Raw genomic sequence first — 15256 nt, 5'->3', positions numbered from 1 at the left:
TGTGCCGACTGGCCAGAGCCTGTCAGGCGGCGATATAGCGGTCGCGGCGGTGGTTGACGGCCAGGAACAGGGAAAACGCTGCGGCGCCGAGGAAGCTGTAGGCGAGGGTGTCGAAGGGCATCACCAGGGCGGCGAGGCCAAAGATCACCACGTCGGATAGAAGCTGGGCATGGCCCGCGGGGAATCCGGTGCGGTCCTGAAGCTCGATCCAGAGGACGGAGAGCCCGCCGAAGCTGCCGCCATGACGGATGGCAGCAAGGGCCGCGATGCCGAAGAGAAGGCCGAAGAGGACGGCAGCGACGGCAGGCTCGATCCGGCCAAGCTCGATCCAGTTGGGCAGGACGGCGACGAGGGCAGAGAGGGCGGCGGTGGTGACCAGGGTCTTCAGGGCGAACCGTGCGCCCATCCGCTTCCAGGCAAGGCCCAGGAAGGGCAGGGTGACGGCGAAATAGACGGCGGGGAAGGGCAGGCCGGTGGCATGGGCGATCAGCACGGCAAGGCCGGTGGTCTGGCCGGTGACAAAGCCCATGTGGGTCAGGATATGCATCCCCAAGGCGGCCATCGTCACCCCGAAGGCGATCCCTTGCGCGTCGTCCACCGCACTGTGGCGCGGGCGGTCAGAGATCTGGTCGGGACGGTCGGGCATCGGGGCCTCCTGCGGGTCAAGTGGGTCATAATGGGTGACCTTTATAAAGTCAATAATGCTGACCTAAAAAAGCAGGAATGTTCTCGTTAGGTTCTTGACTGCCACGCCACATGCCGCTACGTCCACAACCTTTCGCGCAGCATGGAGGACGACATGACCGGGCAACTGCCATCGGCTGAAGTGTTCATTGCCACCAGCCTTGACGGCTTTATCGCGCGGCCTGACGGCGACATTGGCTGGCTTGTCGGCCGCCCGACACCCGAAGGCGAGGATTTCGGTTACAAGGCCTTCATGGACGGGATCGGCGCGCTGGTCATGGGGCGGGAAAGCTTCGAGAAGGTGCTGACCTTCCCGGACTGGCCCTACAAGCTGCCGGTGGTGGTGCTGAGTCGGACCCCCGACCGTGTGCGGGTGCCGGAAGCGCTGAAGGACAGGGTCCGGGTCAGCGGCGAAGCCCCCCGCGCGGTGCTGGAAGAGTTGGGGGCCGAGGGCGTCCGGCGCATCTACCTCGACGGCGGACAGACGATCCGGAGCTTCCTCGCCGAAGGCCTGGTGCGACGGATGATCGTGACGCTGATCCCGGTGCTGCTGGGGGAGGGGCGCCCGCTCTGGGGGCATGGGGCGGGGGATGTCGACCTGACGCTGGTCGCCGCGCGGCACTGGGGGAATGGGTTCGTGCAGGTCGAATACCGGGCATAGAAAAGGGCCGGAGGTTTCCCCCCGGCCCCATTTCCAAGCCACGGTGCGCAGTTGCACACCCTGCGAAGGTTACCCCTTCAGCGCCTTGTTCAGGTATTCATCCACCTTCTCCAGGTAGCCCATCGTGGTCAGCCACTTCTGGTCCGGCCCGACGAGGAGCGCGAGGTCCTTGGTCATGTGGCCGTCTTCCACGGTCTGGACCGTCACCTTTTCCAGCGTCGTGGCAAAACGCATCAGCGCTTCGTTGTTGTCCAAGGTCGCGCGGTGCTTCAGGCCCCCGGTCCAGGCGTAGATCGAGGCGATGGAGTTCGTGGAGGTCTGCTTGCCCTTCTGGTGCTCGCGGTAGTGACGCGTGACCGTGCCGTGCGCGGCCTCGGCCTCGACGATCTTGCCATCGGGCGTCATCAGGACCGAGGTCATCAGGCCCAAGGAGCCGAAGCCCTGCGCCACGATGTCGGACTGCACGTCGCCGTCATAGTTCTTGCAGGCCCAGACGTAGCCGCCCGACCATTTCAGCGCCGAGGCCACCATGTCGTCGATCAGCCGGTGTTCGTAGGTGAGGCCGCGCTTCTTGAACTCGTCGGCGAATTCCGCGTCGAAGACCTGCTGGAAGATGTCCTTGAAGCGGCCGTCATAGGCCTTGAGGATCGTGTTCTTCGTCGACAGGTACACCGGCACGTTCCGCACGAGGCCATAGTTCAAGGACGCCCGGGCGAAGTCGGTGATCGAGTCATCCAGGTTGTACATGCCCATGTAGACGCCGGCCGAGGGGGCCGAGTAGACGTCCTTCTCGATCACCGTGCCGTCGTCGCCGACGAACTTCATGGTGAGCTTGCCCTTGCCCGGGAACTTGAAATCGGTCGCGCGGTACTGGTCGCCAAAGGCGTGGCGGCCGACGACGATGGGCTGGGTCCAGTGCGGCACCAGGCGCGGGACGTTCTTGCAGATGATCGGCTCGCGGAAGATCACGCCGCCCAGGATGTTGCGGATCGTGCCGTTCGGGCTTTTCCACATCTGCTTCAGGCCGAATTCCTCGACCCGCTGCTCATCGGGGGTGATCGTCGCGCATTTGACGCCGACGCCGTACTGCTTGATCGCGTTGGCCGCGTCGATGGTGATCTGATCGTCGGTGCGATCCCGCTCCTCGATCCCGAGGTCGTAGTATTTTAAGTCGATGTCGAGGTAGGGCAGGATCAGCTTCTGCTTGATGAAGTCCCAGATGATCCGGGTCATCTCGTCGCCGTCGAGCTCGACGACGGGGTTGGCTACCTTGATCTTCGACATAAGCGACCTCCTGAGGATTCTCTGGGGGCCTCATAGCGGAAAAACCGAGCCATGGGAAGTGCGGTATGCGATTGTATACCGAAATTGGAGTGCTTACGCCGCAGGACGTCTCTTGGTTAGCCACCAAAGGATGATTGCAGAGGGAAGTGAGACGAAGACACCAAAGAGAAGGGGCCCGATTTCGGGAATGGGCCCTTTGGAGTCGCATTGTTCGTCTGTCGCCGGGCCACTGGCAATCAGCAGAGCAAACAACGACACAAGCATGCCTGCAATCATGGAAACATGGCGGACCTTGGGTTGTCTCGGGCCCGAAAAGATCAGAAACGGCAGATACGGCGCGACCGAAGATTCAAACAGACCCCAGTCCCACTTCGCTTTGCCAAGCAATTCGAGCAGCGCGGTGTCCCAACCCACGCCACTTTGGAAGCATATGTGCGACCACGATGCGAAGTAACGGAGGGCGAGCCCCCACGTCAGCGCGCTACAGATGGCGAACACTGTGACTGCGAGGAACGTGCGGATCACGAAAAGAAGCCGCGCGCTTTTGCCCGCACCCAGTCCCACAATTCCGGCGCGCCCTTGGCGATCTTCACGCCCACGCGGGATTCAAGCTGGTCGAAGGTCACGTTGTAGGTGGCCCAGGTCCCGCCGCCGGACATCAGGTTCGCCATCACCGGCTGCACCCGGTCGAGGCTTTTGGCAAACCGCGCGTCCGGAGTCTCCGCCGCCTCGAACTCCTCCCACAGCTCGCGAAGATCGTCGCGGAGGTCATTGGGGAGCAAGCCGAAAATGCGGTCGGCAGCCTTCGCCTCGGCGGCTTGCGTCTCCACACTCGCATGCGCCTGGCCGTTCTGCGAATGGATCGGCACGTCGCCCACGTCGATCTCCACCAGATCGTGGATCAACAGCATCCGGATCACCCGGTTGATGTCCACGCCCGGCCCGGCCTGATCGGCCAGCACCAGCGCGTACAAGGCCAGGTGCCAGGAATGCTCCCCCGAATTCTCTGGCCGCGTGCCATCGACCGTGGTCGTCGCGCGCATCACATGCTTCAGCCGGTCGGCCTCGTTCAGGAAGGCGAACTGGGCCTCCAGCCGGGCGGTCACGGTCAGTGACCAGAGCCGATCGTCTCGATCTCGGGCGGCTCGTCGTCGGGAACCTCGGGCATCACCCCGCCGCCACGCTTTGCGGCCAGCGCGCGTTCCAGGAACTCGCGGCCCCGGCGTTCGGCCAGGCGCACGCGGATCGAGGTCATGTAGGCCTCCTGGAAGGTGGGCGAGGCCGCCAGCAGGATCTCGCTGACCTTCTCATAGAACCGGTCGTCGCCCAGCTCACGCTCGGCGGCAAGGACATCGTCGGCCAGCTTGTCGGCCATCTGCTGCAGTGCGGACATTAACGCGTCGCCTCCGTCATCCTCCGACGAACGTAGTCGGAGACCGTCTGGATCATCGGTTGCATATGCGCCTCTTCATCCTTGAAGAAGTGGTCTGCCCCCTCGATCTCGGTATGGGTGATCGTGATGCCCTTCTGTTCGTGCAGCTTGCCGACCAGCGACTTGGTGTCCTTTGGCGGGGCAACCTTGTCGGCGGTGCCGTTGATGATCAGGCCCGAAGACGGGCAGGGGGCGAGGAACGAGAAGTCGTAAAGGTTCGCCGGCGGCGCGACCGAGACGAAGCCGGTGATTTCCGGCCGCCGCATCAAGAGCTGCATGCCGATCCAGGCGCCGAAGGAAAAGCCTGCCACCCAGCACTGTTTGGAGTTCTGGTTCATTGCCTGGAGGTAGTCGAGCGCCGAGGCCGCATCGGACAGCTCGCCGATCCCCTGGTCATACTCGCCCTGGCTGCGCCCCACGCCACGGAAGTTGAAGCGCAGGACGGTGAAACCCAGGTTGTAGAAGGCGTAATGCAGGTTGTAGACGACCTTGTTGTTCATCGTCCCGCCATAGGCCGGGTGCGGATGCAGCACGATGGCGATCGGCGCGTCGCGGTCCTTCTGCGGGTGGTAGCGGCCTTCCAGGCGTCCGTCGGGGCCGGCAAAGATAACCTCGGGCATTGCACTCTTCTCATGCAGGAGCGATTTCTTGACGCTTTCGCTCGGATAAACTAGAACCGTTCTAAAGTCGGCCCAGGACTGTTCCGGGTCGGGCTTTCGGGGCTTGACTGAGGTAATGTGCCCCGGGCTTGGCGTCAATGTGATTGCGATTCCCGAGAGCGGGAAGGGGGCGGGATGAAGCTGTCGACCAAGGGACGCTATGCAATGGTTGCGCTGGCCGATCTGGCGCTGGCCGAGGCAAAGGCGGGGGGCGATGATCTGGTGTCTCTGGCGGCCATCTCCAAGCGGCAGGACATCAGCCTCCCCTATCTGGAGCAACTGTTCGTCAAGCTGCGCCGCGCGGGTCTGGTCGAGGCGGTGCGGGGACCGGGTGGCGGCTACAAACTGGCGAAGACGCCGGACGAGATCCGGATTTCCGAGGTGATGCAGGCGGTGGAGGAAACCGTCGATGCCATGCACACCGGGGCGGGCGCAAGCGGAGGGTTGTCGGGCACCCGGGCGCAGTCGCTGACCAATCGGCTGTGGGAAAGCCTGTCGGCCAATGTCTATGTCTTCCTGCACCAGGTGCGGCTCAGCGACGTGGTGAAGAACGACCTGACCCCGTGCCCGGCGGTGCCGTCGCTTTTCCGCGTGGTGGATGAGGAATGAACCGGCTCTACCTCGACTGGAACGCAACCGCGCCGCTGCGGCCCGAGGCCAAGGCAGCGATGGTCGCGGCGATGGAGGTGGTCGGGAACCCGTCTTCGGTCCATGCCGAGGGGCGGGCCGCGAAGGGTCTACTGGAGAAGTCCCGCGCAAAGATCGCTGCGGCCCTGGGGGCGGACGGGGCGGATATCGTCTTCACCTCGGGCGCTACCGAGGCGGCTTCGCTGGCCCTTGCGGGCCGGGGGCTGGTCTGCGCGGGCGTGGAGCATGATGCGGTGGCAGCCTGGTGCGAGGCCAGCCTGCCGGTCGATGCGCAGGGCAGGGTGGCGGTCAGCGACCCCGCCCGGACGGCGCTGCAACTGGCGAATTCCGAGACGGGGGTGCTGCAGGACCTTCCCCAGGGCCTGGCGGTCAGCGACCTGACGCAAGGTTTTGGCAAGGTGCCAATGGCCTTCAACTGGCTCGGCTGCGACATGGGGCTTGTCTCGGCCCACAAGCTCGGCGGGCCCAAGGGGATCGGCGCGCTGGTGGTGCGGCAGGGGATCGACGTGCCACCGCAGCTGAAAGGCGGGGGCCAGGAGATGGGCCGCCGCGCGGGGACCGAAAACCTGATCGGCATCGCCGGTTTCGCTGCCGCCGCCGAGGCCGCTGCGCGGGATCTGGCCGCCGGGGTCTGGGACGAGGTCGCCGAACTTAGAAATATTCTAGAATCAGAGTTGTCGGCCCAGGCAAATGAGACTATTTCCGTCGGGAATGGTTTGCCTCGGCTGCCAAACACGCTGTGCCTGATCGCGCCCGGCTGGCGCGGTGAGACGCAGGTGATGGCGATGGACCTTGCAGGGTTCGCGGTCTCCGCGGGGTCTGCTTGTTCCAGCGGAAAGGTGCGGGCCAGCCGCGTCCTGACGGCGATGGGCTTTGACCCGGCGCTGGCGGGGCAGGCGATCCGGGTCTCGATCGGCCCGGGGGTGACGAAAGACGATGTGCTGCGGTTTGCCGGGGTGTGGACGGCCGCCTATGCCAAGGCCCGCGCGCGGGCTGCCTGAAAGGAAACGCCGATGAACATGCTGGAAACCGTCAATGGTCCCGAGGTGCGCGAAGGCGTCGACCGTGAGACGATCGAGACCGTCCAGGCGATGGCCGGCAAGTACAAGTACGGCTGGGAAACCGACATCGAGATGGATTACGCCCCGAAGGGGCTGAACGAGGATATCGTCCGTCTCATCAGCCAGAAGAATGGTGAGCCGGAGTGGCTGCTCGACTGGCGGCTTGACGCCTACCGGCGCTGGGTCAAGCTTGAAGAACCCCGCTGGGCGATGCTGAACTACCCGGAAATCGACTACCAGGATCAGTTCTACTACGCGACGCCGAAAAGCATGGCGAAGAAGCCCAAGTCGCTGGACGAGGTTGATCCGAAGCTGCTGGCGACCTATGCCAAGCTTGGGATTCCGCTGAAGGAACAAATGCTTCTGGCCGGAGTTGAAGGTGAGGCCGAGCCGCGGAAGGTGGCGGTGGATGCCGTCTTCGACTCGGTGTCGGTGGGCACGACCTTCAAGGCGGAACTCGCCAAGGCTGGGGTGATCTTCTGCTCGATCTCCGAGGCCGTGAAGGAACACCCGGAGCTTGTGAAGCAGTACCTCGGCTCTGTCGTGCCGCCCACGGACAACTTCTTTGCCACCCTCAACTCTGCCGTCTTCTCGGACGGGTCCTTCGTCTACATCCCCAAGGGCGTCCGCTGCCCGATGGAACTGTCGACCTACTTCCGCATCAACGCCGAAAACACCGGCCAGTTCGAACGCACGCTGATCGTCGCCGACGAAGGCTCTTACGTCAGCTACCTGGAAGGCTGCACCGCGCCCAAGCGCGACACCAACCAGCTGCACGCGGCGGTGGTGGAAATCGTGATCCTGAAGGACGCCGAGGTGAAATACTCCACCGTCCAGAACTGGTATCCGGGCGACGAGAACGGGGTCGGCGGGATCTACAACTTCGTCACCAAGCGCGCCGATTGCCGGGGCGACCGGGCCAAGGTGATGTGGACGCAGGTGGAAACCGGGTCCGCGATCACCTGGAAATACCCCTCCTGCATCCTGCGCGGGGACGACTCGCAGGGTGAATTCTATTCCATCGCCATCGCCAACAACGCGCAGCAGGCCGACACCGGGACCAAGATGGTCCACCTCGGCAAGCGGACGAAGTCGCGGATCGTGTCCAAGGGCATCTCGGCGGGCCGGGCGCAGAACACCTATCGGGGCCTTGTGTCGATGCACCCCAAGGCCAAGGACAGCCGCAACTACACGCAGTGCGATAGTCTTCTGATCGGCGACAAATGCGGGGCGCATACCGTGCCTTACATCGAAGTGCGCAACAATTCGAGCCGCGTGGAGCACGAAGCGACCACGTCCAAGGTCGATGACGACCAGCTCTTCTACTGCCGCTCACGGGGCATGGACGAAGAGGAAGCGGTTGCCCTGGTGGTGAACGGCTTCTGCAAGGAGGTCCTGCAGGCCCTCCCGATGGAATTCGCGATGGAGGCGCAGAGCCTGGTCGCGATCAGCCTTGAAGGGAGTGTGGGGTGACGGGTTCGTCGGAGTTCAGGAAACGGCTGGTGCCCAACAAAGTCGACCTCTTGCGGCTTGCTTACCTGGTCACTGCGTTTGCGTTTCCTGCATTGCTTGCGGCCGTGCTTTGGCCTGATCAGGGCGAGTCGGCCCTTTGGAAGCTGGTAGCCATTGTGCTCGGAGGGACGGTCTTTGTTGCGATGAAGACCTTCTACTATTTTGTTTCACTTCGCCAAACCGAGATTGAGCTTCGGGAGTCGCGCGAATGATCCTCTCCACCACCCCCTCGCTCGAAGGCCACAAGATCACCCGCTACCACGGCATCGTGACCGGCGAGGCGATCCTTGGCGCGAACATCTTCCGCGATTTGTTTGCTTCGGTCCGCGACATCGTAGGCGGCCGGTCCGCCGCCTATGAGGAGGAATTGGGCAAGGCCCGCCGTACCGCCCTGCAAGAGATGGAAGAGCGCGCGGCCGAACTTGGGGCAACCGCCGTCGTGGGGATCGACCTCGACTATGAGGTCATCAACAACATGCTGATGGTCACCGCTTCTGGCACTGCTGTCGACATCCTTACCGCGTGACATCGCATCCGACCCGACCATGACCCAACCCTTGCCCGCATCGCCTGCCGAAGCCAAGGAACGGCCCGAGGTCGTTCTCGTCTCGGCCATGCGCAACGAGGGTCCGTTCGTGCTGGAATGGCTGGCCTACCACCGCGTGATCGGGGTGGATCGGGTGGTCATTGTCTCCAATGGGTCAACAGATGGGTCGGACGACCTGCTGGCGGCGCTGGCGGCGGCGGGCGAGGTGACCTTCCTGCGCACCACGCCCGGGTATGGCGTTGCCCCACAGGACGCCGCTGTTCAGGCCTTCGAGGCTGAGGTCGGTTATCGTCCCGGGTTCTGGTATCTCTGGCTCGACGCCGACGAATTCCTGAACGTGCACGTCGGCGACCGCACTGTGCAAGCCCTGCTGGAACACCTGGGCGAGGCAGGCGCGCTGATGCTGAACTGGCGGCTGTTCGGGTCGAGCGGCAATGACAGCTTTCCCGGTCGCTATGTCTCGGCGGATTTTATCGGCGCGTCGAAGCTGGGTTTCATTGCCAATCTGGAAACGAAACCGCTGTTCCGCGCCGGCGACAAGTTCGCGGGCTTTTCGGCCAATTCGGCCGGCCTCCCTCGTCTGGTCGAGGGGGCCGAGGTCACGGTGGCGGACTGCCTGGGCGGCAATGGCAAACCCCTTGACCCGAAGAACCCGCGCACTGCGCCCTGGCTGACCCGCCAGCCCTATGCCGGGCGCAGTAACCTGGCCTCGCGGCACGAATTCGGCTGGAACCTGGCGCAGATCAACCACTATTCGGTCCGCACGCCAGACCATTTCCAGCTGAAGGCTGCGCGGGGCAGGGGCATGGTCTCGACCGGGCCGCGCCGTCCGAATGCCCGCCACACGCCGGAATATTTTGACCGCTTTGACCGGAATGAGGCCGAGGACCGCTCGATCCTGCACTGGGAGCCTGCCGTCACCGCCGAAATCACCCGGCTGATGGCGCTTCCGGGCGTGGCTGCGGCAAAAGCGCGGGTCGATCAGCTGGTGGCCGAGGCATTGGCCGCACTGGGAACCGGGACCAGCGGCGCGGCGGACCCGCTGCCGATGCCGCCGATAGTGCCAAACCGCGGAGGGGATGGCGAGATGGAGCCGGAAGACGAAGCCCCAAGCTTTGACCTGACCTTCGCGCCGAAGGAACGCCGCTTCCTCGTCCGGCACTATGAGGCGGCCGAGACGATCCTGGAATATGGCAGCGGCGGCTCGACCGTGCTGGCCGCCAAGCTGGGCAAGACCGTGTTCAGCGTCGAAAGTGACCACGACTGGGCCGACCGGATGGAGCATTACGTGGCGAGCCTCTCGGACAAGGCCAAGGTCCATTGGGCCGATATCGGGCCGACCGGCCCCTGGGGCGTGCCGATGAAACCGCGGGAACACCGCAAGTTCAGCGGCTATGCCCTGTCGGTCTGGGATCGCCCCGATTTCGTGCATCCCGACCTTGTGCTGATCGACGGCCGCTTTCGCGCCTCCTGCCTGGTTGCGGTTCTGCTGCGGGTGACGAAGCCCGTCACGGTGCTCTTCGACGACTATCTCAAGCGGGGCTATTACCACGGCGTCGAACGCCTGGCCCGCAAGGAAGAAATGGCGGGCCGGATGGCCCGCTTCACTGTCACGCCCGGCGCGATCCCGCCCGACATGGTCTCGACGGCCATCGGCTGGTTCACCGATGCGCGCTGAGACCAAGGGAAGATAAAAATGCTTGAAATCAATAATCTGCACGTCAAACTTGAAGAAGAGGACAAGGTGATCCTGCGCGGGGTCAACCTCAAGATCGGCGCGGGCGAGGTCCATGCGATCATGGGGCCGAACGGATCGGGCAAGTCGACGCTGTCCTATGTCCTGTCGGGCCGCGACGGCTATGAGGTGACGGACGGCTCGGCGACGCTGGATGGGCAGGAGCTTCTGGAGATGGAGCCCGAGGAACGTGCCGCGGCGGGCTTGTTCCTGGCCTTCCAGTACCCGGTGGAAATCCCCGGCGTCGGCAACATGACCTTCCTGCGGACGGCGGTGAACGCCCAGCGGAAAGCGCGCGGCGAGGAGGAGCTGAGCGCCGGCGACTTCCTGAAGATCGTCCGCGAAAAGGCCAAGACGCTGAAGATCGACGCCGAGATGCTGAAGCGCCCGGTCAACGTGGGCTTCTCGGGCGGTGAGAAAAAGCGCAACGAAATCCTGCAGATGGCCATGCTGGAACCCCGCATGTGCATCCTGGACGAAACCGACTCGGGGTTGGACGTCGATGCGATGAAGCTGGTCGCGGACGGGGTCAATGCGCTCCGCAGCGCGGGCCGGTCCTTCTTGGTCATCACCCACTACCAGCGGCTTCTCGACCACATCAAGCCGGACGTCGTCCACATCATGTCGGCGGGCCGCATCATCAAGACCGGCGGGCCAGAGCTGGCGCTGGAGGTCGAGACCAATGGCTATGCCGATATCCTGAGCGAGGTGGGCTGATGGCACTGCCGAAGGCGAAGGAAGACGCGCTGCAGGCGCGGCTCACGGCTCTGCCTGCCGTGGCGGGCAAGGGTTGGCTTGGGGCCGCGCGGGGTGAGGCGCTGGTGCGGCTGCAGGCGATGGGCCTGCCCATGCGGCGCGACGAATACTGGCGCTACACCGATCCGGCCAGCCTGAACGCGACCGAGGCGCCCGTGGCGCACCGGTTTGACGCCTCTGACGAGGCCGCGCCGTTCGACGGCATGGACCGGGTCCGGATCGTGTTCGTGGACGGCGTCTTCGACCCCCAGGCCTCGGATGACCTGACGCTTGCAGGCGTCACCATCGAGCGGCTGGCCGATGCCGGGGGCAAGGACATCCACTGGGCCCAAGGCACCTATGGCGTGCTTGAGGCGCGCGGCCAGACCCCCGTCGCCCGTCCCTTCGCGGCACTGAATTCGGCCTACGCGACCGATGGCGTGCTGATCCATGTGACCGGCAAGGCGGCAAAGCCCATCTCGCTGATTTACACCCATCAATCAGAGACTTCCGACGCGATCCTCCACCATTGCGTCAAGCTGGAACCGGGGGCCGAACTGACGCTGCTGGAAAACGGCCCCGCCGCCGCGCGCTTCTCCAAGGTGATGGAGGTCGACATCGCCGATGGCGCCAGTTTCCACCACATCCGCCTGCAGGGCCGCGACCACGAACGCCGCGCGGTGACGCATATCTTCGCCCGTCTGGGCGCAAAGTCCGAGATGCGGTCCTTCACGCTGACGGCGAACGGCCGCCTGACCCGCAACGAAGCGGTGGTCGAACTGACTGGCGACGAAGGCCGGGCGCATCTGGCCGGCGCCACGGTCGGCGATGGCGAGTTCCACCACGACGATACCGTCTTCATCACCCATGCAGCCGTAGCCTGCGAAAGCCGTCAGGTGTTCAAGAAGGTGCTGATGAACGGCGCAACAGGCGTCTTCCAGGGCAAGATCCTGGTGAAACCCGGCGCGCAGAAGACCGACGGCTACCAGATCAGCCAGTCGCTGCTTCTGGATGACGACAGCCAGTTCCTGGCCAAGCCGGAACTCGAAATCTACGCCGACGACGTGAAGTGCAGCCACGGCTCCACGTCGGGTGCCATCGACGACACGGCGCTTTTCTACCTGCAGTCGCGCGGGGTCCCACGCCGGACGGCGCAGGCGCTGCTCGTCCTGGCCTTCCTCGCTGAGGCCATCCAGGAGATCGCCGACGAGGACATTGCCGAGGACATCCGCGCGCGCCTCGAACGCTGGCTCGCCCGGCACGGGACGAAATGACCGGGGCGGGCCCATGTCGATAACCACCGACCTTGTCGCCACCTGGCGGCGCCCCCGGGCCATCCTGCGCCAGCACCTGGCGCGCGGGCAGTCCGAGCCGTTCGCACTGTCCTTCCTGCTGGTGTTCCTGCTGCTCGCCTTCGTTGGCCAATGGCCCGTCGCCGCCCGCGCGGCTTTCCTGGCCGGAGAGCCCTCGGCCACCCCGCGCATCGTCGCGCTGGCCTATGGCGTGCTTCTGTTGATCCCGGTTGCCTATCTAGTCGCCGCGGTGTCGCATCTGGCCTCGCGCGCGCTTGGCGGGCAGGGGACCTGGTATGGCGCGCGGATCGCGCTCTTCTGGGCGCTGGCAGCCATCGGGCCGCTGCTCTTGTTGCAGGGCATGGTGGGTGGCATGATCGGCCCCGGGCCCGCGCTGACCGCGGTGTCGATCGTGACCGGCGTTGGTTTCCTCTGGCTCTGGATCACCATGCTGCACGAGGCGCAAAGCGGATGACCCTTACCAATCGCATGATTTCGCTCGCGCAGTTGACGTTGCAGGACCCGAAGGCCGCGACTCGCGTGCTTCTGGCCGAAGAGGTGCCGCCTTCTGCGCGCACAGCGGGGCTTCTGCTGGTGGCGGTCCTGTCGGCGCTTCTGTCCAGCCTGCAGATCCAGATCAGCCCGCAGCCGATGGACCCGATCAGCGCCATGCTGCTGGCCAGCCCGTTTCGCACCGCCGTGGTGCAATGGGCCTTCCTGGCGCTGTCGGTCGTGCTGATCCACCGCGTCGGCCGTGCCTTCGGCGGGGTGGGCAGCTTTGCCGATGCGCTGTTGATCGTCGTCTGGCTGCAGTGCCTGACCCTGGTCCTGCAGGGGATTCAGTTCGTGACCAATGTGATCTCTCCCGCGCTCGCCGGGTTGATCGGGTTGGTCGGCTTCGTCGTGTTCCTGTGGCTGATGACCAGCTTCATCGCCGAACTGCATGGCTTCCGGTCCCGTGGGCTGGTTTTCCTCGGCATGCTGATCTCGGCCTTTGCGGCGGGGTTCGTCATCATCTTCCTGCTTGTGCTGCTTGTCGGGCCGGAGGCCCTGATGCCCAATGTATGACGTCCGGAAGATCCGCGCCGATTTCCCGATCCTGGCGCGGGAAGTGAACGGCAAGCCCTTGGTTTACCTGGACAATGGCGCCAGCGCGCAGAAGCCGCAGGTGGTGATCGACGCGGTGACGCGCGCCTATTCCCATGAATACGCCAACGTCCATCGGGGCCTGCACTACCTGTCGAACCTCGCGACCGAGAAGTACGAATCCACCCGCGGCATCCTGGCCCGCTTCCTGAATGCGGGGTCCGAGGACGAGATCGTGTTCACCACCGGCACGACCGAGGCGATCAACCTCGTCTCCTACGCCTGGGCCGCGCCGCGGTTCCAGCCGGGGGATGAGATCGTGCTCTCGGTGATGGAGCATCACGCCAACATCGTCCCCTGGCACTTCCTGCGCGAACGGCAGGGGGTGGTGCTGAAATGGGTGGAGGTCGATGGCAAGGGCGATCTTGACCCGCAGGCGGTGATCGACGCCATCGGGCCGAAGACCCGGCTGGTGGCGGTCACGCATATGTCGAACGTCCTTGGCACCGTGGTCGACGTTGCCACCATCTGCCGGGGCGCGCGGGAAAAGGGCGTGCCGGTGCTGATCGACGCCAGCCAGGCGGCCGTCCACATGCCGGTTGATGTCCAGGCCATCGGCTGCGACTTCTATGCCGTCACCGGGCACAAGCTCTATGGCCCGTCAGGCTCGGGCGGGATCTACATCAAGGCCGAGCGTCAGGCCGAGATGCGCCCTTTCCTCGGCGGCGGCGACATGATCCGCGAGGTCACGCGCGACAAGATCACCTGGAACGACCCGCCGATGAAGTTCGAGGCTGGCACCCCCGGCATCGTCCAGCAGATCGGCCTGGGCGTGGCGCTGGAGTATCTGATGGGCCTCGGCATGGCCAACGTGGCCGCGCATGAACGGTCTATCCGCGACTATGCGCGGGATCGGCTGAATGGGCTCAACTGGCTGAACGTGCAGGGGAATTCAGCGGGGAAGGGGGCGATCTTCAGCTTCACGCTGGACGGCGCGGCCCATGCCCACGACATCTCGACCATCCTCGACAAGCGCGGCATCGCGGTCCGCGCGGGCACGCATTGCGCCATGCCGCTGATGGAGCATCTGGGGATCACCGCGTCCTGCCGGGCGTCCTTTGGCCTCTACAACACCACCGAAGAGGTGGACGCCCTGGTGAGCGCGCTGGAACTGGCGCACGAGCTTTTTGCCTGATGGCGGGGCCCGAAAGCCCCGCCTGTCGCCCTTAGAACGACCACTTCATCCCGATCACCGCCGCGCTGTCGCTGGCCCCGGCGATGTTGCCGTAGTTTTCCGCGTGCAGGACTTCCATCAGGAATTCCGACTGCTTGCCCATCGGCACGGCATAGCTGATCGACAGGTCCATCTGCCGTTCCTGCGGCGCAAGGTCGATCCCGACCGAACGGACCTCGGACCCGCCGCTTGTGCGGACCGGAACCAGCATCTCGGCTGCGCCCGCGGTCACGGCGATCGGCATCGCGATGCCAAAGCTGATCCGGTCGCCTGCAGAAAACACGTCCCGCCCGCCCAGGTCCAGCCGCACCGCGTTGAAGTTCGCCTGACCGGAGCTGGAGATCGCCGTGGTGCTGCCGAGATCGGCGACGCCCAGCTCGCCCGACAGCGCGAAGAAGCCGCCGGCCTCGCCGGTGTCCGAGGACAGCGCGAGGGTGAGGGAGGCCATCGACGCCCCGCCCGAGCTGCCGCTGCCGGAAAAGCCCATCAGGCTGCCGCCGTCGCGCGCCAGCTTGATGCCCACATCCACCGCCAGGTCGCCGTCGCCCATCCGTTGCGACAGGGCGATGCCATAGTCCTCGGCCCCGCCCATCAGCACCGATGCCCGCGCGCCCTCGGGGCTTGCCAGTTCCATCGACTGGCCGGGATGCGCGGCGAAGGTGTCGGCCAGGGGCGACAGCGGTTGC

General features: G+C 64.9%; 19 protein-coding genes. 12 read left to right on the top strand and 7 right to left on the bottom strand.

What is annotated here, in order from left to right; genetic code table 11:
* Positions 1 to 22 precede the first annotated feature (22 nt).
* Positions 23 to 646: a YitT family protein gene (locus AC2EAL_RS17175; RefSeq protein ID WP_484725459.1), complete on the bottom strand. Its 624-nt coding sequence runs from the start codon at positions 644 to 646 to the stop codon at positions 23 to 25.
* A gap of 153 nt (positions 647 to 799) precedes the next feature.
* Here AC2EAL_RS17175 and AC2EAL_RS17170 point away from each other — a divergent pair, with 153 nt between their 5' ends.
* Positions 800 to 1345: a dihydrofolate reductase family protein gene (locus tag AC2EAL_RS17170; RefSeq protein WP_484725458.1), complete on the top strand. Its 546-nt coding sequence runs from the start codon at positions 800 to 802 to the stop codon at positions 1343 to 1345.
* Positions 1346 to 1414: 69 nt separating this feature from the next.
* Here AC2EAL_RS17170 and AC2EAL_RS17165 read toward each other — a convergent pair whose 3' ends face one another.
* From AC2EAL_RS17165 to AC2EAL_RS17145, 5 genes are all read right to left on the bottom strand, one after another.
* Complete coding sequence (locus AC2EAL_RS17165; RefSeq protein ID WP_484725457.1) at positions 1415 to 2629, bottom strand: NADP-dependent isocitrate dehydrogenase; 1215 nt, start codon at positions 2627 to 2629, stop codon at positions 1415 to 1417.
* 93 nt (positions 2630 to 2722) lie between these two features.
* On the bottom strand, positions 2723 to 3154 hold the full coding sequence (locus AC2EAL_RS17160; RefSeq protein ID WP_484725456.1) for a hypothetical protein: 432 nt from the start codon (positions 3152 to 3154) through the stop codon (positions 2723 to 2725).
* Positions 3151 to 3735, bottom strand: a complete 585-nt coding sequence (locus AC2EAL_RS17155; protein WP_484725455.1) for an HD domain-containing protein — start codon at positions 3733 to 3735, stop codon at positions 3151 to 3153. The genes AC2EAL_RS17160 and AC2EAL_RS17155 overlap by 4 nt, the downstream gene beginning before the upstream one ends.
* 2 nt (positions 3736 to 3737) lie before the next feature.
* Positions 3738 to 4022 (bottom strand): hypothetical protein, encoded by a 285-nt coding sequence (locus AC2EAL_RS17150; RefSeq protein WP_484725454.1) that lies wholly within the window; start codon positions 4020 to 4022, stop codon positions 3738 to 3740.
* Positions 4022 to 4681 (bottom strand): alpha/beta hydrolase, encoded by a 660-nt coding sequence (locus AC2EAL_RS17145; RefSeq protein ID WP_484725453.1) that lies wholly within the window; start codon positions 4679 to 4681, stop codon positions 4022 to 4024. The genes AC2EAL_RS17150 and AC2EAL_RS17145 overlap by 1 nt, the downstream gene beginning before the upstream one ends.
* 174 nt (positions 4682 to 4855) lie before the next feature.
* Between AC2EAL_RS17145 and iscR the strand changes: the two genes are divergently transcribed.
* From iscR to AC2EAL_RS17090, 11 genes are read left to right on the top strand one after another with little or no spacing between them, the layout of a single operon-like run.
* A complete protein-coding gene (iscR, locus tag AC2EAL_RS17140) occupies positions 4856 to 5329 on the top strand; it encodes a Fe-S cluster assembly transcriptional regulator IscR (protein WP_484725452.1) in 474 nt (157 codons plus the stop codon).
* The gene (locus AC2EAL_RS17135; RefSeq protein WP_484725451.1) at positions 5326 to 6369 is read left to right on the top strand and encodes a cysteine desulfurase family protein; all 1044 of its coding nucleotides are present in this window, start codon (positions 5326 to 5328) and stop codon (positions 6367 to 6369) included. Before iscR ends, AC2EAL_RS17135 begins: the two co-directional genes overlap by 4 nt.
* Positions 6370 to 6381: 12 nt before the next feature.
* Positions 6382 to 7902 carry a Fe-S cluster assembly protein SufB gene (gene sufB, locus AC2EAL_RS17130; RefSeq protein ID WP_484725450.1) on the top strand — a complete coding sequence of 507 codons (1521 nt, stop codon included), beginning with the start codon at positions 6382 to 6384 and terminating at the stop codon, positions 7900 to 7902.
* 29 nt (positions 7903 to 7931) lie between these two features.
* Entirely contained in the window at positions 7932 to 8153 is a 222-nt protein-coding gene (locus tag AC2EAL_RS17125; protein ID WP_484725449.1) for a hypothetical protein, read from the top strand.
* Complete coding sequence (locus AC2EAL_RS17120; protein ID WP_484725448.1) at positions 8150 to 8467, top strand: heavy metal-binding domain-containing protein; 318 nt, start codon at positions 8150 to 8152, stop codon at positions 8465 to 8467. Before AC2EAL_RS17125 ends, AC2EAL_RS17120 begins: the two co-directional genes overlap by 4 nt.
* A 19-nt stretch (positions 8468 to 8486) precedes the next feature.
* Positions 8487 to 10166, top strand: coding sequence for a glycosyltransferase family 2 protein (locus AC2EAL_RS17115; RefSeq protein WP_484725447.1), 1680 nt, complete (start codon positions 8487 to 8489; stop codon positions 10164 to 10166).
* An 18-nt stretch (positions 10167 to 10184) separates the two neighbouring features.
* The gene (gene sufC / locus AC2EAL_RS17110) at positions 10185 to 10940 is read left to right on the top strand and encodes a Fe-S cluster assembly ATPase SufC (protein WP_484725446.1); all 756 of its coding nucleotides are present in this window, start codon (positions 10185 to 10187) and stop codon (positions 10938 to 10940) included.
* Entirely contained in the window at positions 10940 to 12232 is a 1293-nt protein-coding gene (sufD, locus tag AC2EAL_RS17105) for a Fe-S cluster assembly protein SufD (protein ID WP_484725445.1), read from the top strand. Before sufC ends, sufD begins: the two co-directional genes overlap by 1 nt.
* A gap of 13 nt (positions 12233 to 12245) precedes the next feature.
* Complete coding sequence (locus tag AC2EAL_RS17100) at positions 12246 to 12725, top strand: YIP1 family protein (RefSeq protein ID WP_484725444.1); 480 nt, start codon at positions 12246 to 12248, stop codon at positions 12723 to 12725.
* On the top strand, positions 12722 to 13318 hold the full coding sequence (locus AC2EAL_RS17095; protein WP_484725443.1) for a YIP1 family protein: 597 nt from the start codon (positions 12722 to 12724) through the stop codon (positions 13316 to 13318). Before AC2EAL_RS17100 ends, AC2EAL_RS17095 begins: the two co-directional genes overlap by 4 nt.
* Positions 13311 to 14531, top strand: coding sequence for a cysteine desulfurase (locus tag AC2EAL_RS17090; protein WP_484725442.1), 1221 nt, complete (start codon positions 13311 to 13313; stop codon positions 14529 to 14531). Before AC2EAL_RS17095 ends, AC2EAL_RS17090 begins: the two co-directional genes overlap by 8 nt.
* Before the next feature lie 31 nt (positions 14532 to 14562).
* Here AC2EAL_RS17090 and AC2EAL_RS17085 read toward each other — a convergent pair.
* Positions 14563 to 15256 (bottom strand): hypothetical protein (locus tag AC2EAL_RS17085; protein WP_484725441.1); only part of this gene is annotated, 694 nt, incomplete at its 5' end.

The sequence above is a fragment of the Tabrizicola sp. T74 genome (assembly GCF_057219935.1).
The sequence above is the reverse complement of the archived record's forward strand: the minus strand, read 5'-3'. Positions and strand labels throughout refer to the sequence as shown.

What these genes read in the sequence shown, in the direction of transcription:
- AC2EAL_RS17175 (WP_484725459.1), bottom strand. Translation starts at nt 646, where the DNA reads ATGCCCGACCGTCCCGACCAGATCTCTGACCGCCCGCGCCACAGTGCG.
- AC2EAL_RS17170 (WP_484725458.1), top strand. Translation starts at nt 800, where the DNA reads ATGACCGGGCAACTGCCATCGGCTGAAGTGTTCATTGCCACCAGCCTT.
- AC2EAL_RS17165 (WP_484725457.1), bottom strand. Translation starts at nt 2,629, where the DNA reads ATGTCGAAGATCAAGGTAGCCAACCCCGTCGTCGAGCTCGACGGCGAC.
- AC2EAL_RS17150 (WP_484725454.1), bottom strand. Translation starts at nt 4,022, where the DNA reads ATGTCCGCACTGCAGCAGATGGCCGACAAGCTGGCCGACGATGTCCTT.
- AC2EAL_RS17145 (WP_484725453.1), bottom strand. Translation starts at nt 4,681, where the DNA reads ATGCCCGAGGTTATCTTTGCCGGCCCCGACGGACGCCTGGAAGGCCGC.
- iscR (WP_484725452.1), top strand. Translation starts at nt 4,856, where the DNA reads ATGAAGCTGTCGACCAAGGGACGCTATGCAATGGTTGCGCTGGCCGAT.
- AC2EAL_RS17135 (WP_484725451.1), top strand. Translation starts at nt 5,326, where the DNA reads ATGAACCGGCTCTACCTCGACTGGAACGCAACCGCGCCGCTGCGGCCC.
- sufB (WP_484725450.1), top strand. Translation starts at nt 6,382, where the DNA reads ATGAACATGCTGGAAACCGTCAATGGTCCCGAGGTGCGCGAAGGCGTC.
- AC2EAL_RS17120 (WP_484725448.1), top strand. Translation starts at nt 8,150, where the DNA reads ATGATCCTCTCCACCACCCCCTCGCTCGAAGGCCACAAGATCACCCGC.
- AC2EAL_RS17115 (WP_484725447.1), top strand. Translation starts at nt 8,487, where the DNA reads ATGACCCAACCCTTGCCCGCATCGCCTGCCGAAGCCAAGGAACGGCCC.
- sufC (WP_484725446.1), top strand. Translation starts at nt 10,185, where the DNA reads ATGCTTGAAATCAATAATCTGCACGTCAAACTTGAAGAAGAGGACAAG.
- sufD (WP_484725445.1), top strand. Translation starts at nt 10,940, where the DNA reads ATGGCACTGCCGAAGGCGAAGGAAGACGCGCTGCAGGCGCGGCTCACG.
- AC2EAL_RS17100 (WP_484725444.1), top strand. Translation starts at nt 12,246, where the DNA reads ATGTCGATAACCACCGACCTTGTCGCCACCTGGCGGCGCCCCCGGGCC.
- AC2EAL_RS17095 (WP_484725443.1), top strand. Translation starts at nt 12,722, where the DNA reads ATGACCCTTACCAATCGCATGATTTCGCTCGCGCAGTTGACGTTGCAG.
- AC2EAL_RS17090 (WP_484725442.1), top strand. Translation starts at nt 13,311, where the DNA reads ATGTATGACGTCCGGAAGATCCGCGCCGATTTCCCGATCCTGGCGCGG.